The 26,364-nt window shown below is 54.1% G+C and carries 21 protein-coding genes, 1 tRNA gene and 1 pseudogene; 10 read left to right on the forward strand and 13 right to left on the reverse strand.

The window, feature by feature from the left end; genetic code table 11:
- Positions 1-236: 236 nt before the first annotated feature.
- A complete protein-coding gene (locus ACNAU7_RS06605) occupies positions 237-866 on the reverse strand; it encodes a biliverdin-producing heme oxygenase (protein WP_002257975.1) in 630 nt (209 codons plus the stop codon).
- 423 nt (positions 867-1,289) lie between these two features.
- Between ACNAU7_RS06605 and ACNAU7_RS06610 the strand changes: the two are divergent.
- The 6 genes and pseudogenes from ACNAU7_RS06610 to gcvP all read left to right on the forward strand — a co-directional run bounded on the left by ACNAU7_RS06610 (position 1,290) and on the right by gcvP (position 9,065).
- Positions 1,290-2,662, forward strand: a pseudogene (locus ACNAU7_RS06610) (PqiA/YebS family transporter subunit).
- Entirely contained in the window at positions 2,655-4,316 is a 1,662-nt protein-coding gene (pqiB, locus tag ACNAU7_RS06615; protein WP_416301650.1) for an intermembrane transport protein PqiB, read from the forward strand. Before ACNAU7_RS06610 ends, pqiB begins: the two are co-directional and overlap by 8 nt.
- On the forward strand, positions 4,316-4,834 hold the full coding sequence (locus tag ACNAU7_RS06620) for a PqiC family protein (protein ID WP_416301652.1): 519 nt from the start codon (positions 4,316-4,318) through the stop codon (positions 4,832-4,834). The genes pqiB and ACNAU7_RS06620 overlap by 1 nt, the downstream gene beginning before the upstream one ends.
- A gap of 3 nt (positions 4,835-4,837) precedes the next feature.
- The gene (locus ACNAU7_RS06625) at positions 4,838-5,389 is read left to right on the forward strand and encodes a DNA-3-methyladenine glycosylase I (protein WP_416301654.1); all 552 of its coding nucleotides are present in this window, start codon (positions 4,838-4,840) and stop codon (positions 5,387-5,389) included.
- Positions 5,379-6,020 (forward strand): arylesterase, encoded by a 642-nt coding sequence (locus ACNAU7_RS06630; RefSeq protein WP_308034371.1) that lies wholly within the window; start codon positions 5,379-5,381, stop codon positions 6,018-6,020. Before ACNAU7_RS06625 ends, ACNAU7_RS06630 begins: the two co-directional genes overlap by 11 nt.
- Positions 6,021-6,212: 192 nt before the next feature.
- Positions 6,213-9,065 carry an aminomethyl-transferring glycine dehydrogenase gene (gene gcvP, locus ACNAU7_RS06635; RefSeq protein WP_416301656.1) on the forward strand — a complete coding sequence of 951 codons (2,853 nt, stop codon included), beginning with the start codon at positions 6,213-6,215 and terminating at the stop codon, positions 9,063-9,065.
- A 311-nt stretch (positions 9,066-9,376) separates the two neighbouring features.
- Here the strand turns inward: gcvP and ACNAU7_RS06640 are convergent, their stop codons facing one another.
- Positions 9,377-10,216, reverse strand: a complete 840-nt coding sequence (locus tag ACNAU7_RS06640; RefSeq protein WP_416301658.1) for a c-type cytochrome — start codon at positions 10,214-10,216, stop codon at positions 9,377-9,379.
- Between the two features lie 284 nt (positions 10,217-10,500).
- On the opposite strand from ACNAU7_RS06640, the gene ACNAU7_RS06645 reads away from it, so the two are divergent.
- Positions 10,501-10,576: transfer RNA gene (locus tag ACNAU7_RS06645), tRNA-Arg, on the forward strand.
- Positions 10,577-10,640: 64 nt separating this feature from the next.
- Here ACNAU7_RS06645 and ACNAU7_RS06650 read toward each other — a convergent pair.
- The gene (locus ACNAU7_RS06650; RefSeq protein WP_118787627.1) at positions 10,641-11,831 is read right to left on the reverse strand and encodes an aromatic amino acid transaminase; all 1,191 of its coding nucleotides are present in this window, start codon (positions 11,829-11,831) and stop codon (positions 10,641-10,643) included.
- Positions 11,832-11,836: 5 nt separating this feature from the next.
- Positions 11,837-12,940 carry a tRNA (uridine(54)-C5)-methyltransferase TrmA gene (trmA, locus tag ACNAU7_RS06655; protein WP_416301661.1) on the reverse strand — a complete coding sequence of 368 codons (1,104 nt, stop codon included), beginning with the start codon at positions 12,938-12,940 and terminating at the stop codon, positions 11,837-11,839.
- Between the two features lie 130 nt (positions 12,941-13,070).
- Here trmA and aroC point away from each other — a divergent pair, with 130 nt between their 5' ends.
- A complete protein-coding gene (gene aroC / locus ACNAU7_RS06660; protein WP_416301663.1) occupies positions 13,071-14,171 on the forward strand; it encodes a chorismate synthase in 1,101 nt (366 codons plus the stop codon).
- 91 nt (positions 14,172-14,262) lie between these two features.
- A complete protein-coding gene (locus tag ACNAU7_RS06665; RefSeq protein ID WP_416301665.1) occupies positions 14,263-14,688 on the forward strand; it encodes a ProQ/FINO family protein in 426 nt (141 codons plus the stop codon).
- A 73-nt stretch (positions 14,689-14,761) separates the two neighbouring features.
- Here ACNAU7_RS06665 and parE read toward each other — a convergent pair whose 3' ends face one another.
- Together parE and ACNAU7_RS06675 are read right to left on the reverse strand one after the other, a co-directional pair.
- Entirely contained in the window at positions 14,762-16,747 is a 1,986-nt protein-coding gene (parE, locus tag ACNAU7_RS06670; RefSeq protein WP_416301667.1) for a DNA topoisomerase IV subunit B, read from the reverse strand.
- Positions 16,748-16,813: 66 nt separating this feature from the next.
- Positions 16,814-17,338 (reverse strand): RNA pyrophosphohydrolase, encoded by a 525-nt coding sequence (locus tag ACNAU7_RS06675; protein ID WP_416301774.1) that lies wholly within the window; start codon positions 17,336-17,338, stop codon positions 16,814-16,816.
- 165 nt (positions 17,339-17,503) lie between these two features.
- Here ACNAU7_RS06675 and serS point away from each other — a divergent pair, with 165 nt between their 5' ends.
- On the forward strand, positions 17,504-18,799 hold the full coding sequence (gene serS / locus ACNAU7_RS06680; protein ID WP_416301669.1) for a serine--tRNA ligase: 1,296 nt from the start codon (positions 17,504-17,506) through the stop codon (positions 18,797-18,799).
- 72 nt (positions 18,800-18,871) lie between these two features.
- Here the strand turns inward: serS and ACNAU7_RS06685 are convergent, their stop codons facing one another.
- From ACNAU7_RS06685 to folP, 7 genes are all read right to left on the reverse strand, one after another.
- Positions 18,872-19,870 carry a 2-hydroxyacid dehydrogenase gene (locus ACNAU7_RS06685; RefSeq protein ID WP_416301671.1) on the reverse strand — a complete coding sequence of 333 codons (999 nt, stop codon included), beginning with the start codon at positions 19,868-19,870 and terminating at the stop codon, positions 18,872-18,874.
- A gap of 124 nt (positions 19,871-19,994) precedes the next feature.
- Positions 19,995-21,071: a peptide chain release factor 1 gene (gene prfA / locus ACNAU7_RS06690; RefSeq protein WP_416301673.1), complete on the reverse strand. Its 1,077-nt coding sequence runs from the start codon at positions 21,069-21,071 to the stop codon at positions 19,995-19,997.
- Between the two features lie 103 nt (positions 21,072-21,174).
- Positions 21,175-21,942: a TatD family hydrolase gene (locus ACNAU7_RS06695; RefSeq protein WP_416301675.1), complete on the reverse strand. Its 768-nt coding sequence runs from the start codon at positions 21,940-21,942 to the stop codon at positions 21,175-21,177.
- A 7-nt stretch (positions 21,943-21,949) separates the two neighbouring features.
- The gene (locus tag ACNAU7_RS06700) at positions 21,950-22,942 is read right to left on the reverse strand and encodes an asparaginase (RefSeq protein WP_416301677.1); all 993 of its coding nucleotides are present in this window, start codon (positions 22,940-22,942) and stop codon (positions 21,950-21,952) included.
- Positions 22,943-23,151: 209 nt separating this feature from the next.
- Positions 23,152-23,835: a DedA family protein gene (locus tag ACNAU7_RS06705; RefSeq protein WP_416301679.1), complete on the reverse strand. Its 684-nt coding sequence runs from the start codon at positions 23,833-23,835 to the stop codon at positions 23,152-23,154.
- A 190-nt stretch (positions 23,836-24,025) separates the two neighbouring features.
- Positions 24,026-25,360 (reverse strand): phosphoglucosamine mutase, encoded by a 1,335-nt coding sequence (gene glmM, locus ACNAU7_RS06710; protein ID WP_118808025.1) that lies wholly within the window; start codon positions 25,358-25,360, stop codon positions 24,026-24,028.
- A gap of 129 nt (positions 25,361-25,489) precedes the next feature.
- Entirely contained in the window at positions 25,490-26,341 is an 852-nt protein-coding gene (gene folP, locus ACNAU7_RS06715) for a dihydropteroate synthase (protein ID WP_101148227.1), read from the reverse strand.
- Between the last annotated feature and the right edge of the window lie 23 nt (positions 26,342-26,364).

Raw genomic sequence — 26,364 nt, forward strand, 5'->3', positions numbered from 1 at the left:
TTCCGAGGATTTGACCGCAGGCGCATCCCCTCCTCCTGAAATACAGGCGGAAAGGGCAAGGACGGATGCCATTGCAAGCAGGCTTGGTTTGAAAGGAATCGTCATAATTATCTCCTATGGCATATTTTTAATAAAAAATATGATAATTATTTATATCTGATGGTTTGAAAAATGCCGTCATACGCGGCAGAAAATACGGTTCCGCTTCACGAGCCGAGGCGAAACCGTAAAATATATCAATGCCTGTGCGGCATCATACCTTCGGGGGCTTCGGCATCGGCTGCCAAGCCGAAGGTTTCGCGCAACACGACTTTGTAGAATGCAAAGGCTTCGCGTGCGCCTTGGATGGCTTCCGCTTCGGCTTCGGGAGTCAAGTTCAAAGCGTTCAGATGCTCGACGAAGGCGCGCCAGTGTTTGCCGCGACCGTCGGGATGGGGGGCGAGGTGGCGCGCGCCGTGTTCGCCGTTGTAATCGAGTTTTTGGGCGTGTTTGAACAAAAACGCCGCGCCCAAATTGGATCCTTCAGCGCAATAAAGCCAGCCGATTGCTTTGTTGCCGGTTTCGTGTGGCAATTCTTTGTCGAATTTGTAAGGCTCTTCGCCCAAGTCTTTCAAGTCTTGCGTTACGGCATCGTATCGCGCCATGTATTCCAGCTCGGGAATGGCTTTGTTTAATTCGGCATCTTTATAGATGTGGTCGACGGCCTTGTGGAAAACGGATTGGAGTTTCAAAAATTTAATGTAGTTTTCTTTGCTGACAAACGGTTGGACAGACATAACGAGATTGTCCACGCTGTCGTGAACCGCCGTGGTATCCGCCTTCAGACGTTTGGCAAACGTCAGGGCTTGATTTTCAGTTTCGCTCATAGCTTTTCCTTTGTCGGTAAGGGATAAGGATGCGGGGCGGGCAAAATCCGCACTTGCCCGCATATATAGTGGATTAACAAAAACCAGTACGGCGTTGCCTCGCCTTAGCTCAAAGAGAACGATTCTCTAAGGTGCTGAAGCACCAAGTGAATCGGTTCCGTACTATTTGTACTGTCTGCGGCTTCGCCGCCTTGTCCTGATTTTTGTTAATCCACTATAAAAATAATAAAGAATCATAAACGAAATTTATTATCACATATTTTTGGAAAAAATATCATTTGCGTGATGTTTTTAAGCAGGTATTTTACTATTCTTTACAGAATCGGGATTTTATCAAATGGGTTCGGCAGTCGGCGGACAACCGCTCAAAAAATATTTTTGCCGGACGACAAGGGTTTGTTCATACTGCCGAACCCGACGATTTTGCATCCTGATTGGGTGCGTTGCTTTTTTCCTTTATAATGCCGCCACTTATATTTGCTACTTTCCCGATGAAGCCGTTTGCCGAAAATATCCCCCACAGCCTTCGCGGCAGCTGCCGCGACGAAACCCTGCCGCCGCATACGGTAGATTGCCCGGAATGCGGCTGCCGCGCGGATGTGCCCCGGTTGGACAGGGGAGAGGCGGCGTTCTGCCCGCGCTGCGGCTATAAGCTCTTCAGGGTGGGCAGCCACCCTTTTTCCGGCCCACCCGCTTATGCGGCGGCTTCGCTGATTTTGATGGCGTTTGCTTACGGTATGACGTATATCGAGGTCGGGATACCGGGTGCGGCATCCGTCCTTTCGCTGCCCGAGATGGTACGCCTGATGGTGTTTCAGGATTATGGTTTTTTGGCCGAAGTGATGTTTGTGCTGACTTTCGGCGCGCCGGTTCTGTTTCTGCTGCTGTGCCTGTATGTCTATGCCGCGCTGATACGGAAACGGGTGTATCCTGCGCTGCGTTTGGCAACGCGTGTGATGGTGCGCTTGAGGCAGGCGATGATGGTGGATGTGTTTTTTGTTTCCACTCTGGTGGCGTATATCAAGCTCTCGTCTGTGGCAGAGGTTCGCTTCGGGTCGGCGTTTTATCTGATGTTCGCGCTGTCGGTTATGCTGATTCGGACTTCGGTATCAGTTCCCCAGCATTGGGTGTATTTTCAAATCGGGCAGCTGACGGGGGATAATGCGGTTCAGACGGCATCAGAAGGCAAAACCTGTTGCAGCCGCTGCCTGTATTTCCGCGACAGTGCCGAATCCCCCTGCGGCGTGTGCGGCGCGGAACTGTACCGCCGACGGCCGAAAAGTCTGAGTATTTCGTCGGCGTTTCTGACGGCGGCGGTTATTTTGTATTTCCCTGCCAATATCCTGCCGATTATGATTTCGTCCAATCCTGCCACCACGGAGGCCAACACTATCCTTAGCGGCATCGCTTATATGTGGGACGAGGGCGACAGGCTGATTGCGGCGGTTATTTTCAGCGCGAGTATTTTGGTGCCGGTGCTGAAGATTGCGGCAATGTCGGTTTTGATTGCGTCCGCCCGCTTCGCTTTGCCGGCGGGCGCAAAGAAATTGTCGCACCTCTACCGCATCACCGAAGCAGTCGGTCGCTGGTCGATGATTGATATTTTTGTGATTATTATTTTGATGTGTTCGTTCCACACTTATGCCGCGCGCGTCATTCCGGGCAGTGCGGCAGTCTATTTCTGCCTGGTCGTGATTCTGACGATGCTGTCCGCCTATTATTTCGACCCGCGCCTGCTTTGGGACAAACGCGCTTCAGACGGCATTGCTTTCAACGAAACGGAAAAATATGACTGACAACAACCCTCCTCCAAACGGACACGCTCAAGCACGCGTCCGCAAAAACAACACCTTCCTCTCCGCCGTCTGGCTGGTCCCGCTGATTGCGCTGATTGCCGGTGGCTGGCTGTGGATTAAGGAAATCCGCAACAGGGGGCCTGTGGTTACGCTCTTGATGGACAGCGCGGAAGGCATTGAAGTCAACAATACGGTCATCAAAGTATTGAGCATCGATGTCGGACGCGTTACCCGAATCAAACTGCGCGACGACCAAAAAGGCGTGGAAGTAACCGCCCAACTCAATGCGGACGTATCCGGCCTCATCCGCAGCGATACCCAGTTTTGGGTAGTCAAGCCGCGTATCGACCAAAGCGGCGTAACCGGTTTGGGTACGCTGCTTTCGGGTTCGTACATCGCTTTTACACCCGGCAAAAGCGACGAGGCAAAAGACGTGTTCCAAGTGCAGGACATTCCGCCCGTTACCGCCATCGGGCAAAGCGGGCTGCGCTTGAATTTGATTGGTAAAAACGACCGCATCCTCAACGTCAACAGCCCTGTTTTGTATGAAAACTTTATGGTCGGGCAAATCGAAAGCGCGCATTTCGACCCGTCCGACCAAAGCGTGCATTACACCATCTTCATCCAAAGCCCCAACGACAAACTGATTCATTCCGCCAGCCGTTTTTGGCTGGAAAGCGGCATTAATATCGAAACCACAGGCAGCGGCATCAAACTCAATTCCGCCCCTCTGCCTGTCCTGCTGTCGGGCGCGATTTCATTTGATTCGCCGAAAACCAAAAACAGTAAAAACGTCAAAAGCGAAGACAGCTTCACGCTTTACGACAGCCGCAGCGAAGTCGCCAACCTGCCTGACGACCGTTCGCTGTACTACACCGCGTTTTTCAAACAATCCGTGCGCGGACTGACCGTCGGTTCGCCCGTCGAGTACAAAGGGCTGAATGTCGGCGTGGTTTCCGACGTTCCCTATTTCGACCGCAACGACAGCCTGCATCTGTTTGAAAACGGTTGGATTCCCGTACGCATCCGCATCGAGCCTTCCCGCTTGGAAATCAATGCCGACGAACAAAGCAAAGAACATTGGAAACAACAATTTCAGACGGCCTTAAACAAAGGCCTGACCGCCACCATCTCCAGTAACAACCTGCTGACCGGCAGCAAAATGATTGAGTTGAACGATCAGCCTTCCGCCTCGCCCAAGCTGCGACCGCATACCGTTTATGCAGGCGATACCGTCATTGCCACACGGGGCGGCGGTTTGGACGACTTGCAGGCAAAAGTAGCCGACTTGTTAGACAAGTTCAACAATCTGCCATTGGATAAAACCGTTGCCGGCTTGAACGGTTCGCTTACCGAGCTCAAGTCCACACTCAAATCTGCCAATGCCGCCCTAAGCTCCATCGACAAACTGGTCGGCAAACCGCAGACGCAAAACATTCCAAACGAGCTGAACCAAACCCTGAAAGAGTTGCGCATAACCCTGCAAGGCGTATCGCCTCAATCGCCTATCTACGGCGACGTACAAAATACGCTGCAAAGTTTGGACAAAACCTTAAAAGACGTTCAACCCGTCATTAACACTTTGAAAGAAAAACCCAACGCGCTGATTTTCAACAGCAGCAGCAAAGACCCTATCCCGAAAGGAAGCCGATAATGCGCCTTTTCCCAATTGCCGCCGCCCTGACGCTTGCCGCCTGCGGTACTGTGCAAAGCACACAATATTTCGTGTTGCCCGACAGCCGCTACATCCGTCCTGCAACGCAAGGCGGCGAAACCGCCGTCGAAGTCCGTCTTGCCGAGCCGCTCAAACGCGGCGGATTGGTCTATCAAACCGACCCCTACCGCATCAACACCGCACAAAACCACGTTTGGGCAGACACCTTGGACGATATGCTCGAAGCGGCGTTGAGCAATGCATTCAACCGTTTGGACAGCACACGCATCTTTGTTCCTGCCTCACGCAGCGGCAGTACCGACAAATGGACGGTCTATATCGACGCATTCCAAGGCAGCTACACGGGCAAAACCCTCATCAGCGGCTACGCCGTCCTACCCGACGGTACGAACAGACCCTTCCATATCGAAACCGAACAGCAGGGTGACGGCTACGCCGCCATGACCGCCGCACTCGAACAGGGACTGAAACAGGCGGCGCAACAGATGGTCGAGTAAACCGTGAACTATTGCGAATTTGCCGCCTCACTTCCCGAAAACACCGACAACCCGAACAAACATTACCACGACACGCAATACGGTTTTCCGATTGAGGACGACAATGAATTGTTTGAGCGGCTGGTGTTGGAAATCAATCAGGCAGGATTAAGCTGGACGCTGATGCTGAAGAAGCGGCAGGCGTTTCAGACGGCATTTGAAGGTTTCGACATCGATACGGTCGCCGCCTTCGACGACACCGACCGCGAACGCCTGCTTGCCGACACGGGCATCGTCCGCAACCGCCTGAAAATCGATGCCGCCATTTTCAATGCACGGCAAATCCAAGCGTTGCAACAAGAATACGGCTCGTTCAAGAACTGGCTCGACGCGCACCATCCGCTCGACAAGGCTGAATGGGTCAAACTCTTTAAAAAACATTTCAAATTTGTCGGCGGCGAAATCGTCGGCGAATTTCTGATGAGTACCGGCTACCTCAAAGGCGCGCACGCCGAAAGCTGTCCGGTTTACCGTAAAACCCTGAAATACCACCCGAAATGGCTCGATGCCGTCTGAAAAACCAATGAACAGAAGAACCTTCCTCCTCGGTGCAGGCGCGTTGCTGCTTACCGCCTGCGGCAGAAAATCCGCCCGAACCCACGCCAAAATTCCCGAAGGAAGCACCGTACTTGCCTTGGGCGATTCGCTCACCTTCGGCTACGGCGCAAACCCCGGCGAATCCTACCCCGCGCAACTGCAAAAACTGACGGGTTGGAATATTGTCAACGGCGGCGTATCGGGCGATACGTCCGCGCAAGCCCTGTCGCGCCTGCCCGCGCTGTTGGCACGCAAACCCAAGCTTGTGATTGTCGGCATAGGCGGCAACGACTTTCTGCGCAAAGTTCCCGAAGAACAGACCCGCGCCAATATCGCGAAAATCATCGAAACCGTGCAAAAGGAAAACATCCCCGCCGTCCTCGTCGGCGTGCCGCACATCACACTGGGCACGTTGTTCGGGCATTTGAGCGACCATCCGCTGTATGAGGATTTATCCGAGGAATACGGCATTCCGCTGTTCGGTGGCGCGTGGGCGGAAATTTTGGGCGATAATAATCTGAAATCCGACCAAATCCACGCCAACGGCAAAGGCTACCGCCGATTTGCCGAGAAATTGTCCGATTTCCTGCACACTCAGGGATTCCGATAAACGTGCGCCCCATCCGTTGAAACACATCATTATGAAACAAGGCAAACGCACAGACGCTTCCCCGACATCCCGTCTGAGATGCACCGACTACGCCATACGCCCCCGAGAAATATCGGCCCTCCGGCTTTGGATGTGCAAGTCATTCTGCCGCTTCAGACGGCATATCCACGCAACACTATCTAAGGAGTAGGAATGAAACTATCTGAATTGTTCAACCCCAACGAATTTGCCGCGCGGCATTTGAGTTTCGGCGACGAAGCGGCGTTGCTTGCCGCTGTCGGCGAGAAAAGCATGGACGATTTTATCGGCAACACCGTGCCGCAAAGCATCCGTATGCCGTCTGAACTCGATTTGCCCGAGGCCTTGACCGAGGCGGACGCATTGGCGAAATTGAAAGGCATTGCGTCGAAAAACGTGATCAACAAGTCCTATATCGGCTTGGGCTATTATCCGACCCGCGTGCCGAACGTGATTTTGCGCAACGTATTGGAAAACCCGGGTTGGTACACCGCCTACACGCCGTATCAGGCGGAGATTGCCCAAGGTCGTTTGGAAGCGTTGTTGAATTTCCAACAAGTGTGCATCGATTTGACCGGTTTCCCTGTGGCGGGCGCGTCTTTGTTGGACGAGGCAACTGCCGCGGCGGAAGCGATGGCGATGGCGCACCGCGTGGGCAAAGTGAAATCCGAGCGTTTCTTTGTAGATGCGCGCGTGTATCCGCAAACTTTGGACGTGATGAAAACCCGCGCCAAATATTTCGGCTTTGAACTGGTGGTCGGCGATTTTGCCCAAGCGGATGAAGGCGAATACTTCGGCGCGCTGTTCCAATACGTCGGCAAAGACGGCGACGTACAAGATTTGCAGGATGTTATCAGCCGTCTGAAAGCAAAAGGCACGATCGTGGCCGTTGCCGCCGACATCATGAGCTTGGTTTTGCTGAAGTCGCCTGCCGAATTGGGCGCGGACATTGCGTTGGGCAACACTCAACGCTTCGGTGTGCCGATGGGCTTCGGCGGGCCGCACGCCGCTTATTTCGCCTTTAAAGACGCGTTCAAACGTTCCGCCCCGGGCCGCATCATCGGCGTATCCAAAGACGCATCGGGCAAACCTGCCTTGCGCATGGCGTTGTCCACCCGCGAGCAACACATCCGCCGCGAAAAAGCGACATCCAATATTTGTACCGCGCAGGCATTGCTGGCGAACTTGGCGGGTATGTACGCCGTTTACCACGGCCCTGAAGGTGTGAAACGCATCGCCAACCGCATTCACGCGCTGGCTTCTGCCTTTGCCGATGCGCTGGTTTCAGACGGCCTGAATGTGGTTCATAAGGTCTTCTTCGATACCGTTACCGTCGATTTCGGCAACAAAGAGAAAGCAGACCAAGTGTTTGCCGCTGCTTTGGAATCGGGCTATAACCTGCGCCGCGTTAACGATACTCAAGTTGCGGCTGCATTCCACGAAACATCGGCATGCGAAGATTTGGTTGATTTGTACCGCGCGTTTACCGGCAAGGATACGTTCGCATTTGCCGATGATGTCAAAGGCCGTCTGAATGCAGAATTGCTGCGTCAGGACGATATTCTGCAACATCCTGTGTTCAACAGTTACCACACCGAACACGAAATGCTGCGCTACCTGAAAAAACTCGAAGACCGCGATTTGGCGATGAACCGCAGCATGATTTCGCTCGGTAGCTGCACCATGAAGCTCAATGCGACTGCGGAAATGCTGCCGATTACTTGGGCGGAATTCTCCGACATCCACCCCTACGCCCCCGAAGCGCAAACCGCAGGCTACCGCGAACTCCTGACCGACATGGAAAACAGCCTGAAAGCCATCACCGGCTTTGACGCGATTTCCTTCCAGCCCAACTCCGGCGCGCAGGGCGAATACAGCGGTATGCTCGCCATCCGCCGCTATCAGGAAGCCCAAGGCGAAGCGCACCGCAACATCTGCCTGATTCCCAAATCCGCCCACGGCACAAACCCCGCCACCGCCGCCATGCTCGGTTTGAAAGTCGTCGTCGTTGATACCGACGAACACGGCAACGTCAACATTGACGATTTGAAAGCCAAAGCCGAGCAACACCGCGACGCTTTGTCCTCCATCATGATTACCTATCCGTCCACCCACGGCGTGTACGAAGAAGGCATCCGCGACATCTGCCGCATCATCCATGAAAACGGCGGACAGGTTTATATGGACGGTGCCAACCTCAACGCTCAAATCGGCATCATGCAGCCTGCTGAAGTCGGCGCGGACGTGTTGCACATGAACCTGCACAAAACCTTCTGTATCCCTCACGGCGGCGGCGGCCCGGGCATGGGTCCGATTGGCTTGAAAGCCCATCTGGCTCCGTTCGCACCAGGCCATACCTTGACCGACACCCACAGCGCAAGTGCCGATCAAACTGCCGTGGCTGCCGCAGCATATGGTTCTGCGTCCATCCTGCCGATTACTTGGATGTACCTGACCATGATGGGCAAACAAGGCATGGAGCAGGCAACACGCTGGGCATTGCTCAACGCCAACTACGTCGCTAAACGCTTGAGCGAAGACTATCCGATTCTGTATACAGGCAAAAACGGCCGCGTCGCGCACGAATGTATCGTCGATTTGCGTCCGCTCAAAGCCGAAAGCGGCATCACCGAAACCGACATCGCCAAACGCCTGATGGACTACGGCTTCCACGCGCCGACGGTTTCCTTCCCTGTTGCCGGTACGCTGATGATCGAACCGACCGAGAGCGAAAGCAAAGCCGAACTCGACCGCTTCATCGCCGCCTTGAAATCCATTCGCCGCGAAGTGCAGAAAGTCATCGACGGCGAATGGCCGAAAAACGACAACCCACTGGTCAACGCGCCGCACACCGCCGCAGATATAACCGGCGAATGGGCGCATCCGTACTCTCGCGAAGAAGCCGTCTTCCCGCTGCCCTTCGTGCGCGAACACAAATTCTGGCCGAGCGTCAACCGTGTGGACGACGTGTACGGCGACCGCAACCTCGTGTGCAGCTGCCCACCGATGGAAAATTATGAAGACTGACTGTTGAAAGGCTGAAACAAAAATGCCGTCTGAAACACTTTCAGACGGCATTTTCATCAACGGAAAACCAGTTGCACCGATACACGTATCTCGACTATAACTTTAAAACAAATAAGTTAAACCAATATCCATACACCGGTTTTTTATCATCCTACTTTTTATTCATCCGATCGGGCAGACAGATTTCAAAGATGAAAAGCCTATTTGCACCCTTTGATGTCATTTCCACACGGACAAACAAATAAATTCCCATAAAAAAACGGAGCAGATACCTGCCCCGTTTTTATTTAATCCGAAATTTTAATCCGAATTTAGAATTTCGCACCGGATTGGTTTGCCATATAGTCAACAGCCGCTTTGACTTCGTCATCGCTCAAGCCGGCGTTGCCGCCTTTTGCAGGCATTGCGTTAAAGCCTTCAAGGGCGTGTTTATGCAAGGTTTCTTTACCTTGTTTGATGCGGGGAGCCCAATCGTCTTTTTTACCTATGCCGGGAATGCCGGGGATTGAACCGCCGTGGCACGCCTGACAGTTTGCTTCAAAAACTTTCTTGCCGTCTGCACCGGCTGCAGGTGCGGCAGCACCTTTGTCTTCTGCCTTCGCTTCCGCCGGAGCTGCATTATCGGCAGGAGCAGAAGCTGTTCCTGAAGCGGCACTGTCGGCAGGCGCTGCCTCATCCGGATTCGGGAAAGAACCTCCACTTTTGTTCGCCATGTAGGTAATCGCCCGTTTGAGTTCCTGATCGGTCAGGTCTGCCGCACCGCCTTTGGCAGGCATGGCGTTAAAGCCGTTCAGCGCGTGTTGGAACAAAGTATCGAAGCCTTGCGCGATACGCGGCGCCCAGTCGCCGTTGTGCTCCAGTTTCGGGGCGTTCGGCACATTGCTGTCCGCCGCATGGCATTGGATACAGATTTTGCCGAAAATCTGTTCTCCTTGGCGTTCGCCGACGGGGATACCGTCGCCCATCGTCAATTGTCCGACGGGCTGGATACGGGTCTGCGTCGCCGCCTCCGTAGTGGCATCGACATCGCCGAACGAGCCGCTGCCCGCCAGCTTAATCAGGAAATAAAGGACTGCAATAACAATAACGATACCGCTCACAAGGGTAAACAGTGCAGAGCCTTGGGCTTTATTGTCGCGGAGTTGTTTCATTTGGTAGGCCTCGCCGTCAGGTTAGGTTGTGCTGTAAATTATAGTTTGGTGTGTTAAACGCAGTTAACAATATTTTGCTGGATTATACTGAATTCACAGGGTCTTTCCAATCGCTATCATTGAAAATATGAAAAAATTTGCCAACGGTATCCATATAAAATAAATAATTCGTTGAAAATACTGGATTATCTCCAAGAAAACATCCCTCACGCCGCCATACGCCGCCTGCCGGCGCAAGATAACCTTTGCCAATTTGCAGAATTTACGTTAACCTTACGCTTTCCGCACCCATAGCTCAGTTGGAAGAGTGTCAGTTTCCGAAGCTGGAGGTCACAGGTTCGATCCCTGTTGGGTGCGCCAATTATAAAGAGGCCGTCTGAAAGATAAATACTTTTCAGACGGCCTTTTGACTTACTTCAAACTCTTATTTCAAGACTTCCGCGAATGCGCGGGCAACATAGCCGGTATTCGACGTATTCAGCCCGGCGACGCACATCCTGCCCGAATCCAGCAGGTAAACGGCAAATTCGTCGCGCAACCGGCGGACCTGCCCCACGCTCAACCCCGTGTAGCCGAACATTCCGCGCTGCTTGATGAAATAAGTGAAATCGCGGTCGGGGATTCGGTCGGTCAATACGCCGTAAAGTTTCTGCCGCATCGCACGGATGCGGTCGCGCATCATATAAACTTCGTTTTGCCACAAAGCGTAAAGTTCGGGGCTGCTCATCACGTCGGCGGCGATATACGCGCCGTGCGCGGGCGGGCTGGAGTAGATGCGGCGGACGGTAAATTTGAGTTGTCCGAACACCAAATCCGCTTCTTCCTTATTCGGGCAAACCACGCTCAAACCGCCGACGCGCTCGCCGTAGAGCGACAGGTTTTTCGAGAAGGAATTGCTGACGAACAAGGGCAATTCCATTTCCACAGCCTTGCGGACGGCGTAGGCATCGCTGTCCAAATCGCCGCCGAAGCCTTGGTAGGCGATGTCCATAAACGGAATCAGTTTGCGCGTTTTGATGATGTGCAACACTTCGTCCCATTGCTGTTCCGACATATCCGCGCCAGTCGGATTGTGGCAGCAGGGATGCAGGATTAAGACGCTGTGTTCGGGCAGGGTGTTGAAAAACGCGGTCATTTCGTCGAATTTCACGCCGGCGGCAGGGTCGTAATATGGGTAAGTGCCGACTTCGAAACCTGCGCCTTCAAAAATGCCGCGATGGTTGTCCCAAGTCGGGTCGCTGACGTAGGCGCGCACTTCGGGAAACCAGCGGTGCAGGAAATCCGCTCCGACTTTGAGCGCGCCCGAGCCGCCCAAGGTTTGCACGGTAACGATGCGTCCTTGTGCGAGCGCGGGGTTGTCTTTGCCGAACAATAAATGCTGCACCGCGCTGCGATAAGCATCCAAACCTTCCATCGGCAGGTAGGGCGACGGCGCAGGCGTGGCGGCGCGGGCGGTTTCGGCACGGCGCACGGATTCCAACACGGGCATTTTGCCTTCGTCGTCGAAATAAATGCCTATGCTCAAATTGACTTTTTCGGGGCGCGGGTCGTTTTTGAAGGTTTCGACCAAACTCAAAATCGGATCGCCGGGATAGTATTCGATGTGTCGGTACATAGTCCTTACCTCTTGCTTTTTCCAAGGATTTTCTTTTTCAACAGTACGCCGCTTTCAATATGCGGCGTGAACGGAAATTGGTCGAACAGGGCGACACGCTCTACCGTATGGGTTTGTGCCAAGGTGTCCAAATTAGCACGCAGCGTTTCAGGATTACAGGAAATGTAGATAATATTGTCGAACTGCGACACCAGCTTCAAAGTTTCCCCATCGATACCGGCACGCGGCGGATCGACGAAAATAGTGGAAAATGCGTAATCCGCCAAAGCAATACCGCCCTCCTTAAGACGTTTAAACTCGCGTTTGCCCGTATAGGCTTCGGTAAATTCTTCGGCAGACAGGCGGGCGATTTTGATGTTGCCTATCCCGTTTGCCTCAATATTCCATTGCGCCGCGCCTACTGAAGTTTTGGAAATCTCGGTTGCCAAAACACGTTCAAACTTTTCAGATAAAGGAAGCGTAAAATTGCCGTTTCCGCAATATAGTTCGAGCAAATCCCCACCCAGCCCTTCTGCCGCACCGCATGCCCATTCAAGCATTTTTTGACACACGGCAGCATTGGGTTGGGTAAAACCGCCTTCAATTTGCCGATAATGGAAATCCCGGTTGCCGACCTTCAAAGTTTCCGTCACATAGTCCTGTTTTAAGACTATTTTCTGCCCCCTGCTCCGCCCGATAACGGAAATATCCAGCTGTTGCTGTAACGCTTGCGCCGCCCGTATCCACTCATCGTCAAGCCTTTTGTGGTAAATCATAGTAACCAGCATTTCTCCGCCGAGCGTAGACAGAAATTCGACGGCATACCAACGGTTTCTCAGTTCGGCAGATTGGGCGGCAAGGGCGATCAATTCGGGCATCAGGCGGTTGACGGCCTCGGAAGCAGCATCGAAGCGGTCGCAACGGATCAGGCTTGCCCCGCCGGCCTTCTGCCCTTTTTCAAACATAGCGTAAAACATTTCACCGCCTTCGTGCCAAATACGGAACTCGGCGCGCATACGATAGTGTTTGTCCAGGGATTCATACACTTCCCACTCGGGAACATCCAAACCTGCAAAAAGGGTTTTAAGGCGGTCTTTTTTATCTTGAAGCTGCTGCGTGTAGTCATTCATATCGCTATCCTGAAAAATCAGACCGGATTATAAGCCGATTCACTGCAAAACACGCAACCCCTTACCCGTTTCCCGCCGGCTTTTATGCTAAAATCCGCCGTCTCCAACATACCGCCCACAGAAGGAAAACATGGCAGGCAACACTTTCGGACAACTCTTTACCGTTACCACGTTCGGCGAAAGCCACGGCGCAGGCTTAGGCTGCATCATTGACGGCTGCCCGCCCGGATTAGAATTGAGTGAAGCGGATATCCAATTTGACCTCGACCGGCGCAAACCCGGCACCAGCCGCCACGTTACCCAACGCCGCGAAGCCGACCAAGTCGAAATTCTTTCCGGCGTATTTGAAGGCAAAACCACCGGCACACCCATCGCCCTCTTAATCCGCAATACCGACCAGCGCAGCAAAGACTACGGCAACATCGCCCAAAGTTTCCGCCCCGGCCACGCCGACTATACCTATTGGCACAAATACGGCACGCGCGACTACCGGGGCGGCGGCAGGAGTTCGGCCCGCGAAACCGCCGCCCGCGTTGCTGCCGGAGCCGTCGCCAAAAAATGGCTGAAAGAAAAATTCGGCACGAAAATCACCGCCTACGTTACCCAAGTCGGCGAAAAAGAAATCCGGTTTGAAGGCTGCGAACACATTTCCCAAAATCCCTTCTTCGCCGCCAACCAAAGCCAAATTGCCGATCTGGAAAACTATATGGACAGCGTGCGCAAATCCTTGGATTCCGTCGGCGCGAAGCTGCATATCGAAGCCGCCAACGTCCCTGTCGGTTTGGGCGAACCCGTTTTCGACCGCCTCGATGCCGAAATCGCCTACGCGATGATGGGCATCAACGCCGTCAAAGGCGTGGAAATCGGCGCAGGTTTTGACAGCGTAACGCAACGCGGCAGCGAACACGGCGACGAACTCACCCCGCAAGGCTTCCTGTCCAACCATTCGGGCGGCATCCTCGGCGGCATCAGCACCGGACAAAACATCCGCGTCAATATCGCCATCAAACCGACCAGCTCCATTGCCACACCGCGCCGCAGTATCGACATCAACGGCGACCCCGTCGAACTCGCCACCCACGGCAGGCACGACCCCTGCGTCGGCTTGCGCGCCGCGCCGATTGCCGAAGCTATGCTGGCATTAGTTTTAATCGACCACGCCCTGCGCCATCGTGCGCAAAATGCCGACGTTCAGGTTAATACGCCCGACATTACCCTTTCAAACAAATAAAAATTTAGCCAAAACACAGACTTTATAATAGAATACCCAGCATTGCCGTGCAGCCTTGACGCACGGGTTTGTTTAGAGGAATGCAACTGAAATGATACAAGAAACCGCTTTGGGCGCAGCACTGAAATCTGCGGTCCAAACCATGAGCAAAAAGAAACAGACAGAAATGATTGCCGACCATATCTACGGCAAATACGATGTATTCAAACGATTTAAACCGTTGGCACTCGGTATCGACCAAGACTTGATTACCGCGCTGCCCCAATACGATCCTACACTTATTGCACGCGTTCTCGCCAACCACTGCCGCCGTCCGCGCTATCTGAAAGCCTTGGCGCGCGGCGGCAAACGTTTCGATTTGAACAACCGTTTCAAAGGCGAAGTTACCCCCGAAGAACAGGCGATCGCGCAAAACCATCCTTTTGTGCAGCAGGCTTTGCAACAGCAGTCCGCCCAAGCTCCCGCCGAAACGCCGTCTGTTGAAGTCGAAGCAGCCGAATCTTCCGCAGCAGAATAAATCCCCAAACGAAATGCCGTCTGAAAACCGATTTGGTTTCAGACGGCATTTTTTCGTATGCGGCAATCACGGTTCAAATATCGAGTTCCGCCGTATCGCCTTCGCGCTCCATCCAGGCACGGCGGGCGGCGGCTTCGCCTTTGCCCATCAGTTTGACGAAGATGTCGCGCGTCTCGTCCGCCGCGCCTTCGGGGATTTGCACCTGCAACAGGCGGCGGGTGTCGGGGTGCATGGTGGTGTCTTTGAGCTGGTCGGGATTCATCTCGCCCAAGCCTTTGAAACGGCTGATGGAATAGGCGGTTTCTTTGACGCCTTCTTTTTGCAGCCGCTCTAAAATGCTGTCGAGTTCGTTTTGGTCGAGGGCATAGAATTTGCGGGCGGGTTTGCTTTTGCCTTGTGCGTTGACATCGACGCGGAACAGCGGCGGCTGGGCGACGTAGATATGTCCGTCGGCAACCAGTTTGGGGAAATGGCGGTAGAACAGGGTCAACAGCAAAACCTGAATATGCGAACCGTCCACGTCGGCATCGGACAGGATGGCGATTTTGCCGTAGCGCAGGCCGCTTAAATCGGGATGGTCATTGATTCCATGCGGATCAACGCCGATGGCGACGGAAATGTCGTGGATTTCGGCGTTGCCGAAGAGTTGGTCAGGGTGGACTTCAAAGCTGTTGAGCACCTTACCGCGCAGAGGCAGGATGGCTTGGGTGGCTTTGTCGCGGGCGAGTTTGGCGGAGCCGCCAGCGGAATCGCCTTCGACGAGGAAGAGTTCGTTTTCGCGAATGTCTTCGCTTTCGCAGTCGGTCAGCTTACCGGGCAGGACGGCGACGCCGCTGCCTTTTTTCTTTTCAATCTTTTTAACCGAACGCATCCGTGCTTGTGCCTGACGGATAGCGAGTTCGGCGATTTTTTTGCCGTAATCCACGTTTTGGTTCAGCCACAATTCCAAAGGGTCGCCCGATACGGTGGCAACGAGTTTCAGCGCATCGCGGTTGGTCAGCTTGTCTTTGGTCTGACCTTGGAACTGCGGGTCAAGGACGCGGGCGGAGAGGACGAAGGCGGTTTTGCCGAACACGTCGTCACTTTGTACTTTCACGCCGCGGGGCAAGAGGTTGTGCAGATTGATGAAGTTGTTGACAGCGTTGAACACGGCTTGTTTCAAGCCTGCTTCGTGCGTGCCGCCCAGCGGGGTGGGGATGAGGTTGACGTAGCTTTCGTTGGCGCACGAGCCTTCTTCCAGCCAAGTCAGGGCAAAGGCGGCGCCTTCTCCGATGCTGAAATCGCCGTTGTGGTCGTCTGAAATATAGTTTTCGCAGGAGAACAGCGGCACGGCTTCCTGCGCGTCGGCAATCAGGTCGGTCAGATAGCTTTTCAGGCCATCGGGGTAATGCCAGGTTTGAGTGCGCGCTTCGTCTTCGCCTTTGACCGGACGGGTCAGGGAAACGCGCACGCCCGGCAGCAGCACGGCTTTGGCGCGCAGCAGGCGTTCGAGTTCGGGAATGCTGTAATTCGGACTTTCAAAATATTTGCCGTCCGGCCAGACGTGCACTTCGGTGCCGCTGTCTTTGACGGCGCATTTGCCCACTTCCGCCAACGGTTCGACCACGTCGCCACCGGCAAACACGATGCGGTGGATTTTGCCTTCGCGTTTGACGGTTACCTCAAGGCGGGTGGAGAGGGCGTTGGTAACGGATACGCCCACGCCGTGCAGGCCGCCTGAAAAGGCATACGCGCTGCCGCCGTCTTTTTTATTGAACTTGCCGCCCGCGTGCAAACGGGTGAACACGAGTTCGACCACGGGTACGCCTTCGACAGGGTGCAGCCCGACGGGAATGCCGCGTCCGTTGTCATGCACGGAAAGCGAACCGTCGTCGTGGATGCGCACGTCGATTGCAGTGGCGAAACCGCCCAACGCCTCGTCCGCCGCGTTGTCGATGACTTCTTGACAGATATGGGTCGGGCTGTCGGTGCGGGTGTACATGCCGGGACGTTCTTTGACCGGCTCCAAGCCTTTGAGGACGGTGATGCTGGATTCGCTGTATTGGTTGTTTTTAGCCATAGGAATAATCTGAAAGTAAGAAAAACAACGCTTTCAGACGGCCTGAAAGCGTTGCGTTCCGTTGTTTTACCGGTTGCCGGAAAGTTGGCGGGCGGCAAAGTCTTCATAACTTTCCATACCGCGCAGGAAACGGGAAGAGAGTTCTTCCAATGCCCCCAAGTAAACGTCTCTTTTGAAATCAATTACTTCGTCAACGGGCGCCCAATATTGATGCCAACGCCAGCCGTCAAATTCGGGGTGGTGGGTGGCGCGCAGGTTGACATCGCAATCCCGGCCGGTCAGGCGCAGGAGATACCAAATCTGCTTCTGTCCGCGATAAGAGCCGCGCCATTCGCGGCGCACCCAGTTGTTCGGCACGTCGTAACGCAGCCAGTCGCGCGTCCGCCCGACGATTTTGACGTGTTGCGGCAGAAGTCCGACTTCTTCGTACAACTCGCGGTACATCGCGGTTTCGGGACTTTCGCCCGGCTTGATGCCGCCTTGCGGAAACTGCCATGAATGTTCGCGTACGCGCTTGCCCCAAAAGACCTCGTTGCGGTTGTTGATTAAGATGATACCGACATTGGGGCGATAGCCTTCTCTGTCCAACACGGTGTCGCCCTCCGTTAAATTCAATCTTAGGATTTTCCCACAAATCGGACGGTTTTGACAAATCAGACGGCATGGCGGTACGCGTGCCGAAACATGGGGGGATTTGGGAAAATATCTTAAATTTGGTTTACAATAATGCATTTCAAATTATTCGGGAATCAGACCATGTTAGATATCCAATTGCTCCGCAGCAACACCGCCGCCGTTGCCGAACGGCTTGCACGGCGCGGTTATGACTTTGATACCGCACGTTTTGACGCACTGGAAGAACGACGCAAGTCCGTTCAGGTGAAAACCGAAGAACTACAAGCCTCGCGTAACAGCATTTCTAAACAAATCGGCGCACTGAAAGGTCAGGGTAAACATGAAGAGGCGCAGGCGGCCATGGATCAAGTCGCCCAAATCAAAACCGATTTGGAACAGGCTGCCGCCGATTTGGATGCCGTTCAAAAAGAATTGGACGCATGGTTGTTGAGCATACCCAACCTGCCGCACGAAAGCGTACCCGCCGGTAAAGACGAAACCGAAAACGTCGAAGTCCGCAAAGTCGGCACGCCACGCGAATTTGACTTTGAAATCAAAGACCATGTCGATTTGGGCGAACCTTTGGGTTTGGATTTCGAAGGCGGCGCGAAACTCTCCGGCGCACGATTTACCGTGATGCGCGGACAAATCGCCCGCCTGCACCGCGCGCTGGCGCAATTCATGCTCGATACGCACACGCTGAAACACGGCTACACCGAGCATTACACGCCCTATATCGTGGACGACACCACCCTGCAAGGCACAGGCCAACTGCCTAAATTTGCAGAAGATTTGTTCCACGTTACCCGTGGCGGCGACGAAACCAAAACCACGCAATATCTGATTCCGACAGCCGAAGTTACCCTGACCAACACCGTTGCAGGCAGTATTTTGGACGAAGGAGAACTGCCGCTGAAACTGACCGCCCACTCGCCCTGCTTCCGCAGCGAGGCGGGTTCGTACGGCAAAGACACGCGCGGTCTGATCCGCCAACACCAGTTCGACAAAGTGGAAATGGTGCAAATCGTTCATCCCGACAAATCATACGAAGCGCTGGAAGAAATGATCGGCCATGCCGAAAATATCCTGAAGGCTTTGGAACTGCCCTACCGCGTGATTACCCTGTGTACCGGCGACATGGGCTTCGGCGCGGCAAAAACGTATGACTTGGAAGTTTGGGTGCCGGCGCAAAATACCTACCGCGAAATCTCAAGCTGCTCCAACTGCGAAGATTTCCAAGCCCGCCGCATGAAGGCGCGTTTCAAAGACGAAAACGGCAAAAACCGCTTGGTACATACTTTGAACGGCTCCGGCTTGGCAGTCGGCAGAACGCTGGTCGCCGTATTGGAAAACCATCAAAACGCCGACGGCAGTATCAATATCCCAGCCGCTTTGCAGCCTTATATGGGTGGCGTTGCCAAGTTGGAAGTGAAATAAGCCTTAACCCTGAACATAAATGCCGTCTGAAACCTGTTTCAGACGGCATTTCCTTTAAACTCTTAAAACACGTCAACCGTCGGCACGAACCCCATTGCCGCAATCGCCGGTCTGTCCGACCTCGCGGATATTGGACAACGTAACTTCCGAAATATTACCCAACGCCTCTTCCGTCAAAAATGCCTGATGTCCGGTAAACAGCACATTATGACAAGACGACAGGCGGCGGAACACGTCGTCGGTAATCACATCGTTGGATTTGTCTTCAAAAAACAGCTCGCGCTCGTTCTCGTACACATCCATGCCCAATGCGCCGATTTTCCGACGTTTCAACGCCTCAATCGCGGCAGAACTGTCAATCAGACCGCCACGGCTGGTGTTGATAATCATCACACCGTCTTTCATTTTGTCGAACGCCGCTTCGTTCAGCATATAGTGGTTTTCCGGCGTGGAGGGGCAATGCAGCGTGATGATGTCCGACTGGGCATACAGCTCGTCCAAATCCACATACCTGCCGCCGAGTTTTTCCACTTCGGGGTTGCAAAACGGATCGTAAGCCAGCAGGTTCATACCGAAACCCTTTAAAATCCGCATCGTTGCGATACCGATTTTCCCCGTGCCGATAACACCCGCCGTTTTGCCATACATATTGAAACCGGTCAGACCTTCCAGCGAAAAATTCGCATCGCGGGTACGCTGATAGGCTTTGTGGATACGGCGGTTCAAAGTCAGCATCAGACCGACCGTATGTTCCGCAACCGATTCGGGCGAATAGGCTGGCACGCGCACGACCTTCAAACCCAACTCTTCAGCCGCCTTTAAATCCACATTATTGAAGCCGGCACAACGCAACGCCACAGTTTTCACGCCAATTTGCGCCAATTTTTCCAACACGGGCCGGCTGCCGTCGTCGTTTACAAAAATACAGACCGCCTCCGCGCCTTCCGCCATTTTCGCCGTTTTCGCATCCAGCATGAAATCAAAAAACTCCAGCTCGAAGCCGAAATGCCGGTTGGCGCGGGTAAAATGTTCGCGGTCATAACTTTTCGTACCGTAAATCGCAATCTTCATCAATATGTCCAGTTGTCGCCTATGGTTGAGAAACGGCATAATACACTGAATTCAAACAAATCAGTAGAATATGGTGGATTAAAATTGATTGCATGCACGGCATTTCCATTTCAAAACACAAAACTCAATCGCCCATCGCCGCTAGAAGTTCTGCCTGATGTTCGGCAATCAGTGCGTCGGTGATTTCTGCCAAATCGCCGTCCATCACGAAATCCAGCTTGTGCAGGGTAAGGTTGATGCGGTGGTCTGTTACCCTGCCTTGGGGATAGTTGTAGGTGCGGATGCGTTCGCTGCGGTCGCCGCTGCCGATGAGGGATTTGCGCTCGGCGGCTTCTTTGGCTTGGACTTCGCGTTTTTGCGCGTCGTTCAGGCGGGCGGCGAGGACTTTCATTGCCTGCGCTTTGTTGGCATGTTGGCTGCGGCCGTCTTGGCATTCGACCACCATGCCGGTGGGCAGGTGGGTGATGCGGACGGCGGAATCGGTTTTATTGATGTGCTGCCCGCCCGCGCCGGATGCGCGGAAGGTGTCGATGCGAAGGTCGACGGGGTTCAACTCGATGTCTTCCAGTTCGTCCGCTTCGGGCATGACGGCAACGGTGCAGGCGGAGGTGTGGATGCGGCCTTGGCTTTCGGTGGCGGGGACGCGCTGCACGCGGTGTCCGCCCGATTCAAATTTCAAACGGCTGTACGCGCCTAAGCCGATAATACGGGCGATAACTTCTTTATAGCCGCCCAACTCGCTTTCGTTGGCGGACACGATTTCAACCTGCCAGCGGTTGCGCTCGGCGTAGCGGCTGTACATACGCAGCAAATCGCCGGCAAACAGCGCGGCTTCGTCGCCGCCCGTTCCGGCGCGTATTTCGATGAAGATGTTTTTGTCGTCGTCGGCATCTTTGGGCAGCAGCAGTTTTTGCAGTTCGGTATCGAGCGTGTTGATTTTAGCTTTTGCCGCTTCGATTTCTTCGGCGGCAAAGTCTTTCATTTCGGGGTCGGACAGCATTTCTTCGGCATCTGCCAAGTCGCTTTGCGCCAGTTGATAGTTTTGAAATACTTCGACAACGGGCGTCAATTCAGCGTGTTCGCGCGTGAGCTTGCGGTAGTTGTCCATATCGGATGTGGCTTCGGGTTGCCCTAAAAGGTGGGTAACTTCTTCCAACCGGTCGCCGAGTTGTTGCAGTTTTTCTAAGATAGACGGCTTCATAATTCTTCCATAACAAACGCCGCCTGAATTTCAGACGGCATCAAAACGCGGTCATTATAATATATTTTCTGAATATTCAAAAAGATAATCTTAGATGGATAACCTACCGTTCCAACAGGGCATCGGCATTGCGCTCCGTTACCTTGGCAATTTCTTCTACACAGGTTCCGCGGATTTCCGCAGCAATCTTTGCAATACCCGGAATATTGGCAGGCGTATTAATCTCCTTTTTCAGCATAAACGGGCTATCCGTTTCCAATACGAAATCCCCGTCGTTCAAGGCTTTAAGCGTATCGCGTATTTTTCGCGCGTTCGGATTGAGCAACAGCGAACCGATGCCGATTTTGAAACCGAGCTTGGTCAACACGTGCGCTTCTTCCGCGCTGCCGGAAAAAGCGTGGACGATGCCGCCTCGGGTAAAGCCCGTCTGTTTGACGGCGGCGGCGATGTCGGCGGCGGCTTTGAGATTATGGATAATCACGCGCCGACGCAGGGTTTGCGCGATTTCAAGCTGGCGGCTGAAGACTTGGATTTGCCGTTCGCGCTGCTGCGGCGTTTGGGTTTTGTCGTAAAAATCCAAGCCGATTTCGCCGACCCACGCGCCGGGATAACGCGCCAATACGGCTGCCAAACCGGCGAAATCTTGTTCCGCAATGCCGTCTGAAAACCAAGGATGGATACCGAAGGCAACCCGGATGCCGTGTTCGGACGGCATTTCCGCCAAATCCGCCACGTCCTGCCAATCCTGCGGACGGGTCGCGGGAACAATAAACCGCTTTACCCCGACTTTCCGCGCGGCGGTCAGGATGTGCGGCAGGTTTTCGCGCAAGGCGGCATCGGCGAGGTGGCAGTGGGTGTCGGTGAAGTTCATTCCGGTTTCACACTAACTTCAGCCTTACCAATTCTTTTTCCACATCTTCCGCGCCCCAGCCTTGCGATACGGCGAGGATCATAAGCGCGGTGGCGGTTTCGAGGTTGCATTTGCCGCCGTTGATGATGCCCGAGTTGCGGAACGCGTTGCCTTGCGCGTAAACGGCAGCAGTTCTGCCTTGTCGGACTTGGCTGATGTTGAGCAACAATTTGCCTTGCCGCGTAAAGTCTTGCACGGCGCGGATGAAACCTTCGTCTGCGGGCGTGTTGCCGTGTCCGTAGCTTTGCAGGATAAGGGCGTGGGCGGAAAGCTGTCCGAGTCCGTCGGCAAGTTCTTGGACAGCAAAGCCGGGGATAAGCGTACGGACGGCGATTTTCGCCTGCGGATCGGGATAGCGGATTTTGAGGCCGTCTGAAACGGCTGCTGCGTCTTGGGACGGAATACGGAGATTGTGCCAACCCCGGGTTTCGTCCCATTCGGCAAGCGCGCCGAAATGCGGATTGTCGAAGCCTGCGGCGGTTTCGGTGCTGACTTTGCTGCTGCCGACGGCGGGATACAGTTTGCCGTCAAACGCGATGACGGTTTGTTTGAGCTTGAGGTTGAAGGCGGCGACGGCGGTGGAGAGATTGCGCGGGGCATCGCTATTTTCGGCGGCGTAAGGCCATTGCGAACCGGTCAGGACGATCGGTTTGTCCAAACCTTGCAGGGCGAGCGCAAACAGATTGGCGGTATAGGCGAGCGTGTCCGTGCCGTGCAGCACCAAGATGCCGTCGCATGAAGAGAGTTTGGCGGCAATGATGTTCAGCCAATCGCACCAGTGTTGCAGCGTAACGGAAGAGGAATCAATCAAGGGATTGCAGACGTGCCACTCGAAGTCGAGGCCGTCTGAAAAAGGGGAAAGGGCTTGGCTGACCAGTGCGGTATCGGGGCGCAGGCCTTCGCTACTTTGGGTCATACCGATTGTGCCGCCCGTGTAGAGGACGAAGATTTTTTGTTTCATAGCGTTGTCGTACCGTCTGAACATTAATGATGCGGCTTATTTAACTATATTTCGCACCGTCCGGCAATTTGGCGGCGGAAGCGGCTTTCAGACGGCATCGGAATAAAAAAACACCGGAGCTGCCGACATTCCGCCTTCCCGACGATTTGCATTTGAAAACCGGCAAACTCAAAAAGGCGCGGCAGCCGCCGAATACCGGCGGCCCTGCCTTATTGCCTGTTCCGCTCGGCTTTTTTGGCTGCCTTGGCGGCTTTGCGTTGCGCCCGCTTTTCTTTCAATTTGCTGCGGTAAAACTGGATACGTTGGCGTTTTTTCCACCAAACCCAAGCAACGACGGCCGCACCTATACCCAAGATAACGAAAATACCCGATTGCAGGCTGTGCATTTTCGCCATCAGCCAATCGATATTGTGCGCACCGTATTCGCCCAGATAAATCCAAATAGGGACGGAAATCAATGCGGCCAGTCCATCCATAATGATAAAACGCAAGTATGAAACCTTGCGGCTGATACCGGCTGTAACAAATACGGCCGTTCTCAAACCGGGCAGGAAACGGGCGACAAATAAGACCCAGTTACCGTATTTGTCGAATTTTTCCTGAACTTGCTCATAACGTTTCGGCGTCATGATACGCGCAATAGGTTTGAACCTTAGGATTTTCTGCCCCCAAATTCGTCCGGCGGCGAACATGATGCCGTCCCCGACCAATACGCCGAACATACCGACTGCAAACATAATATGCGGATTGGTATAACCCATACCCGAAATCACGCCGCCTGTTACCAAGGTCAAATCCTCGGGAATCGGCACGCCGAAACCGCAGATGACCAATACAAAAAAAACAGCCGCATAACCGTATTCGACAAAAAAGGCTTCTAAAAAAGCAAACATGGCGGATATTCCATTGTCGGAGATAAAAAGTCAGAACAAACCGAAACATTTTCTACATGAAACAGGCATTCTATCAAAGATTATGCCGTCTGAAAGCGGAAAAAAGGCAGATTCGCGCATCCTCCGCATGTTCAGACGGCATTTAAACAGAAAACCGGCCGGTTCTGAAAACGGTTTTTCCTGATTTTGTCTAAAGGCTGCCGATGGCGGAAGCAATACGTTCCGCCCCTTCGCGCGCCCAATCGGCCTGTCGTGCCTCAACCATCACTCGCACGACGGGTTCGGTTCCCGAAGCGCGCAACACAACCCTTCCTTTGCCTTCGAGTTCTTTTTCCACTTCCGCCAACACGTCTTTTGAGGCTTCCTGCCATTTCTGACCCTTTTGGATGCGCACGTTAATCATAGTTTGCGGATACGGCTGCCAGTCGGCGCAAACGGTGGCGAGGTCTTGGTTCAGGATTTGCAGCGCCGCCAAAACTTGCAGCGCGGAAATAATGCCGTCGCCGGTGTTGTGTTTGTCCATGCACAAAATATGGCCGCTGGCTTCGCCGCCGATGAGCCAGCCGCGTTGGTTCAGCTGTTCCAACACATAGCGGTCGCCGACTTTGGCGCGGCAGAAATCGACGCCCTGCTCTTTCAGGGCGATTTCCATCGCCATATTGGTCATGACCGTGCCGACCACGCCGCCGATGTTGATACCTTCTCGGGCGCGGGCTTTGGCAATGACGTAAATCAGGCTGTCGCCGTCGTAAACCTTACCGTTTTTATCGACCATCATCAGGCGGTCGCCGTCGCCATCTAAGGCGATGCCGTAGTCGGCTTCATGCTGTAAAACGGCGGCCTGGAGTGTCTTGGTATAAGTCGCACCGCATTTTTCATTGATATTGTAGCCGTTGGGTTCGTCGCCGATGCTGACGACCTGTGCGCCCAGTTCGTGAAACACCTTGGGTGCGACACCGTACCCCGCGCCGTTGGCGGTATCGATAACCAACTTCAAACCCCGAAGGTCGGAATGACTGGGGAAGGTGGATTTGCAAAATTCGATATAGCGGTCGTCTGCACCGCTGATACGGCGTGCGCGCCCGAGGCGTGCAGAAGGCTGGGTTTTCATTTCTTCATCGATTTTGGCTTCGATTTCCAACTCGACTTCATCGGAAAGTTTCACGCCGCCTTCGGCAAAGAATTTGATGCCGTTGTCGGAATAGGCATTGTGCGACGCGGAAATCATCACACCGGCGGACAGGCGCAGCGCACGGGTCAGATAAGCCACGCCGGGCGTAGGCAGCGGACCGGTCTGTACCACATTCACACCCGCCGCCGTAAAGCCCGCCACTAGCGCGGCTTCCAGCATATAACCGGAAATACGCGTATCCTTGCCGATTAAAACGGTCGGTTTCTGGTCAGTGTCGTGCTGAACCAAAACCTGACCCGCCGCATAGCCGAGTTTCAATACAAAATCGGGCGTAATCGGAAACTGCCCGACTTCGCCGCGCACGCCGTCCGTGCCGAAATATTTTTTTGCCATGTGTTGCTCCGAGAATGTGAACCGTTGTCCGAGATTATACAGTCTGTTTGTACCTTGCTGTCTGCACCGTTGATGCCGTCTGAAGCCGCTCCGCCCTTTTCAGACGGCATAAAGTATGCGAACCGCTGTTTACAGATTGATGCCCAACGCTTCCCACGCCTTCAAAGCATCCGCCGTCGCCTTCACATCGTGCACGCGCACGATTTTCGCGCCGCGTGCCACAGCCGCCAAAGCCGCCGCCACGCTGCCGTGTCCGCGCGCCGCCGCGTCGGTTTCGCCCGTCAGTTCGCCTATCATGCTTTTGCGCGACACGCCGATCAGCAGCGGATAGCCCGTTTCCGCCATCAATTCGGGCAGATGCCGCATCAGTGTGATATTGTGTTGCAAGGTTTTGCCGAAGCAGAAACCGGGGTCGAGTGTAATGCGTTGCGGGGCGATGCCTGCCGCGATGCATTCCGCCGCCCGCGCTTTCAAATACCGCGCCACTTCACCGACAACATCCTGATATTTCGGATTAATCTGCATATTCTTAGGCAAGCCCTGCATATGCATCAGGCAAATGCCCGTATCCGCCTGACACGCCAGCAATTCGAGCGCGCCTTCGTCGGTCAACGCCGCCACATCGTTAATAATATCGATGCCGCCGAGTGCCAACGCTTTTTCCATAACCACCGTGTGGCGCGTGTCCAAACTGACGGGAACGCCCCACCCCACCACTTCCGCCAAAACAGGCGCAACCCGCGCCCATTCTTCTTCAGGCGAAACATAATCCGCACCCGGCCGCGTCGATTCGCCGCCGATGTCGAGAATGTCCGCACCCTCTTTCAAAAGCCGTTCAGCATGCGCCAAAGCTGTTTGGGCGTTTTGCGAATACGCGCCGCCGTCGGACAAAGAATCGGGCGTGAGATTCACGATGCCCATGATTTTCGGCTTGTCCAAACCAATTTCAAACCGTCCTGCCTGCCAAACGCATCCGACCATATCCGTGCCTCCGGAATAAAAAG

Source organism: Neisseria sp. LACPHL-SPEC-2024-00856, assembly GCF_047915665.1.
Lineage (GTDB): Bacteria > Pseudomonadota > Gammaproteobacteria > Burkholderiales > Neisseriaceae > Neisseria > Neisseria polysaccharea.

Coding starts and splice junctions, on each gene's coding strand:
- glmM (WP_118808025.1), bottom strand. CDS start 25,360: ATGGCAAAAAAATATTTCGGCACGGACGGCGTGCGCGGCGAAGTCGGG.
- ACNAU7_RS06630 (WP_308034371.1), top strand. CDS start 5,379: ATGCCGTCTGAAAAACCAATGAACAGAAGAACCTTCCTCCTCGGTGCA.
- ACNAU7_RS06665 (WP_416301665.1), top strand. CDS start 14,263: ATGATACAAGAAACCGCTTTGGGCGCAGCACTGAAATCTGCGGTCCAA.
- ACNAU7_RS06640 (WP_416301658.1), bottom strand. CDS start 10,216: ATGAAACAACTCCGCGACAATAAAGCCCAAGGCTCTGCACTGTTTACC.
- trmA (WP_416301661.1), bottom strand. CDS start 12,940: ATGAATGACTACACGCAGCAGCTTCAAGATAAAAAAGACCGCCTTAAA.
- folP (WP_101148227.1), bottom strand. CDS start 26,341: ATGGTCGGATGCGTTTGGCAGGCAGGACGGTTTGAAATTGGTTTGGAC.
- gcvP (WP_416301656.1), top strand. CDS start 6,213: ATGAAACTATCTGAATTGTTCAACCCCAACGAATTTGCCGCGCGGCAT.
- ACNAU7_RS06695 (WP_416301675.1), bottom strand. CDS start 21,942: ATGAACTTCACCGACACCCACTGCCACCTCGCCGATGCCGCCTTGCGC.
- ACNAU7_RS06620 (WP_416301652.1), top strand. CDS start 4,316: ATGCGCCTTTTCCCAATTGCCGCCGCCCTGACGCTTGCCGCCTGCGGT.
- ACNAU7_RS06605 (WP_002257975.1), bottom strand. CDS start 866: ATGAGCGAAACTGAAAATCAAGCCCTGACGTTTGCCAAACGTCTGAAG.
- ACNAU7_RS06705 (WP_416301679.1), bottom strand. CDS start 23,835: ATGTTTGCTTTTTTAGAAGCCTTTTTTGTCGAATACGGTTATGCGGCT.
- aroC (WP_416301663.1), top strand. CDS start 13,071: ATGGCAGGCAACACTTTCGGACAACTCTTTACCGTTACCACGTTCGGC.
- serS (WP_416301669.1), top strand. CDS start 17,504: ATGTTAGATATCCAATTGCTCCGCAGCAACACCGCCGCCGTTGCCGAA.
- parE (WP_416301667.1), bottom strand. CDS start 16,747: ATGGCTAAAAACAACCAATACAGCGAATCCAGCATCACCGTCCTCAAA.
- ACNAU7_RS06650 (WP_118787627.1), bottom strand. CDS start 11,831: ATGTACCGACACATCGAATACTATCCCGGCGATCCGATTTTGAGTTTG.
- pqiB (WP_416301650.1), top strand. CDS start 2,655: ATGACTGACAACAACCCTCCTCCAAACGGACACGCTCAAGCACGCGTC.
- ACNAU7_RS06700 (WP_416301677.1), bottom strand. CDS start 22,942: ATGAAACAAAAAATCTTCGTCCTCTACACGGGCGGCACAATCGGTATG.
- prfA (WP_416301673.1), bottom strand. CDS start 21,071: ATGAAGCCGTCTATCTTAGAAAAACTGCAACAACTCGGCGACCGGTTG.
- ACNAU7_RS06685 (WP_416301671.1), bottom strand. CDS start 19,870: ATGAAGATTGCGATTTACGGTACGAAAAGTTATGACCGCGAACATTTT.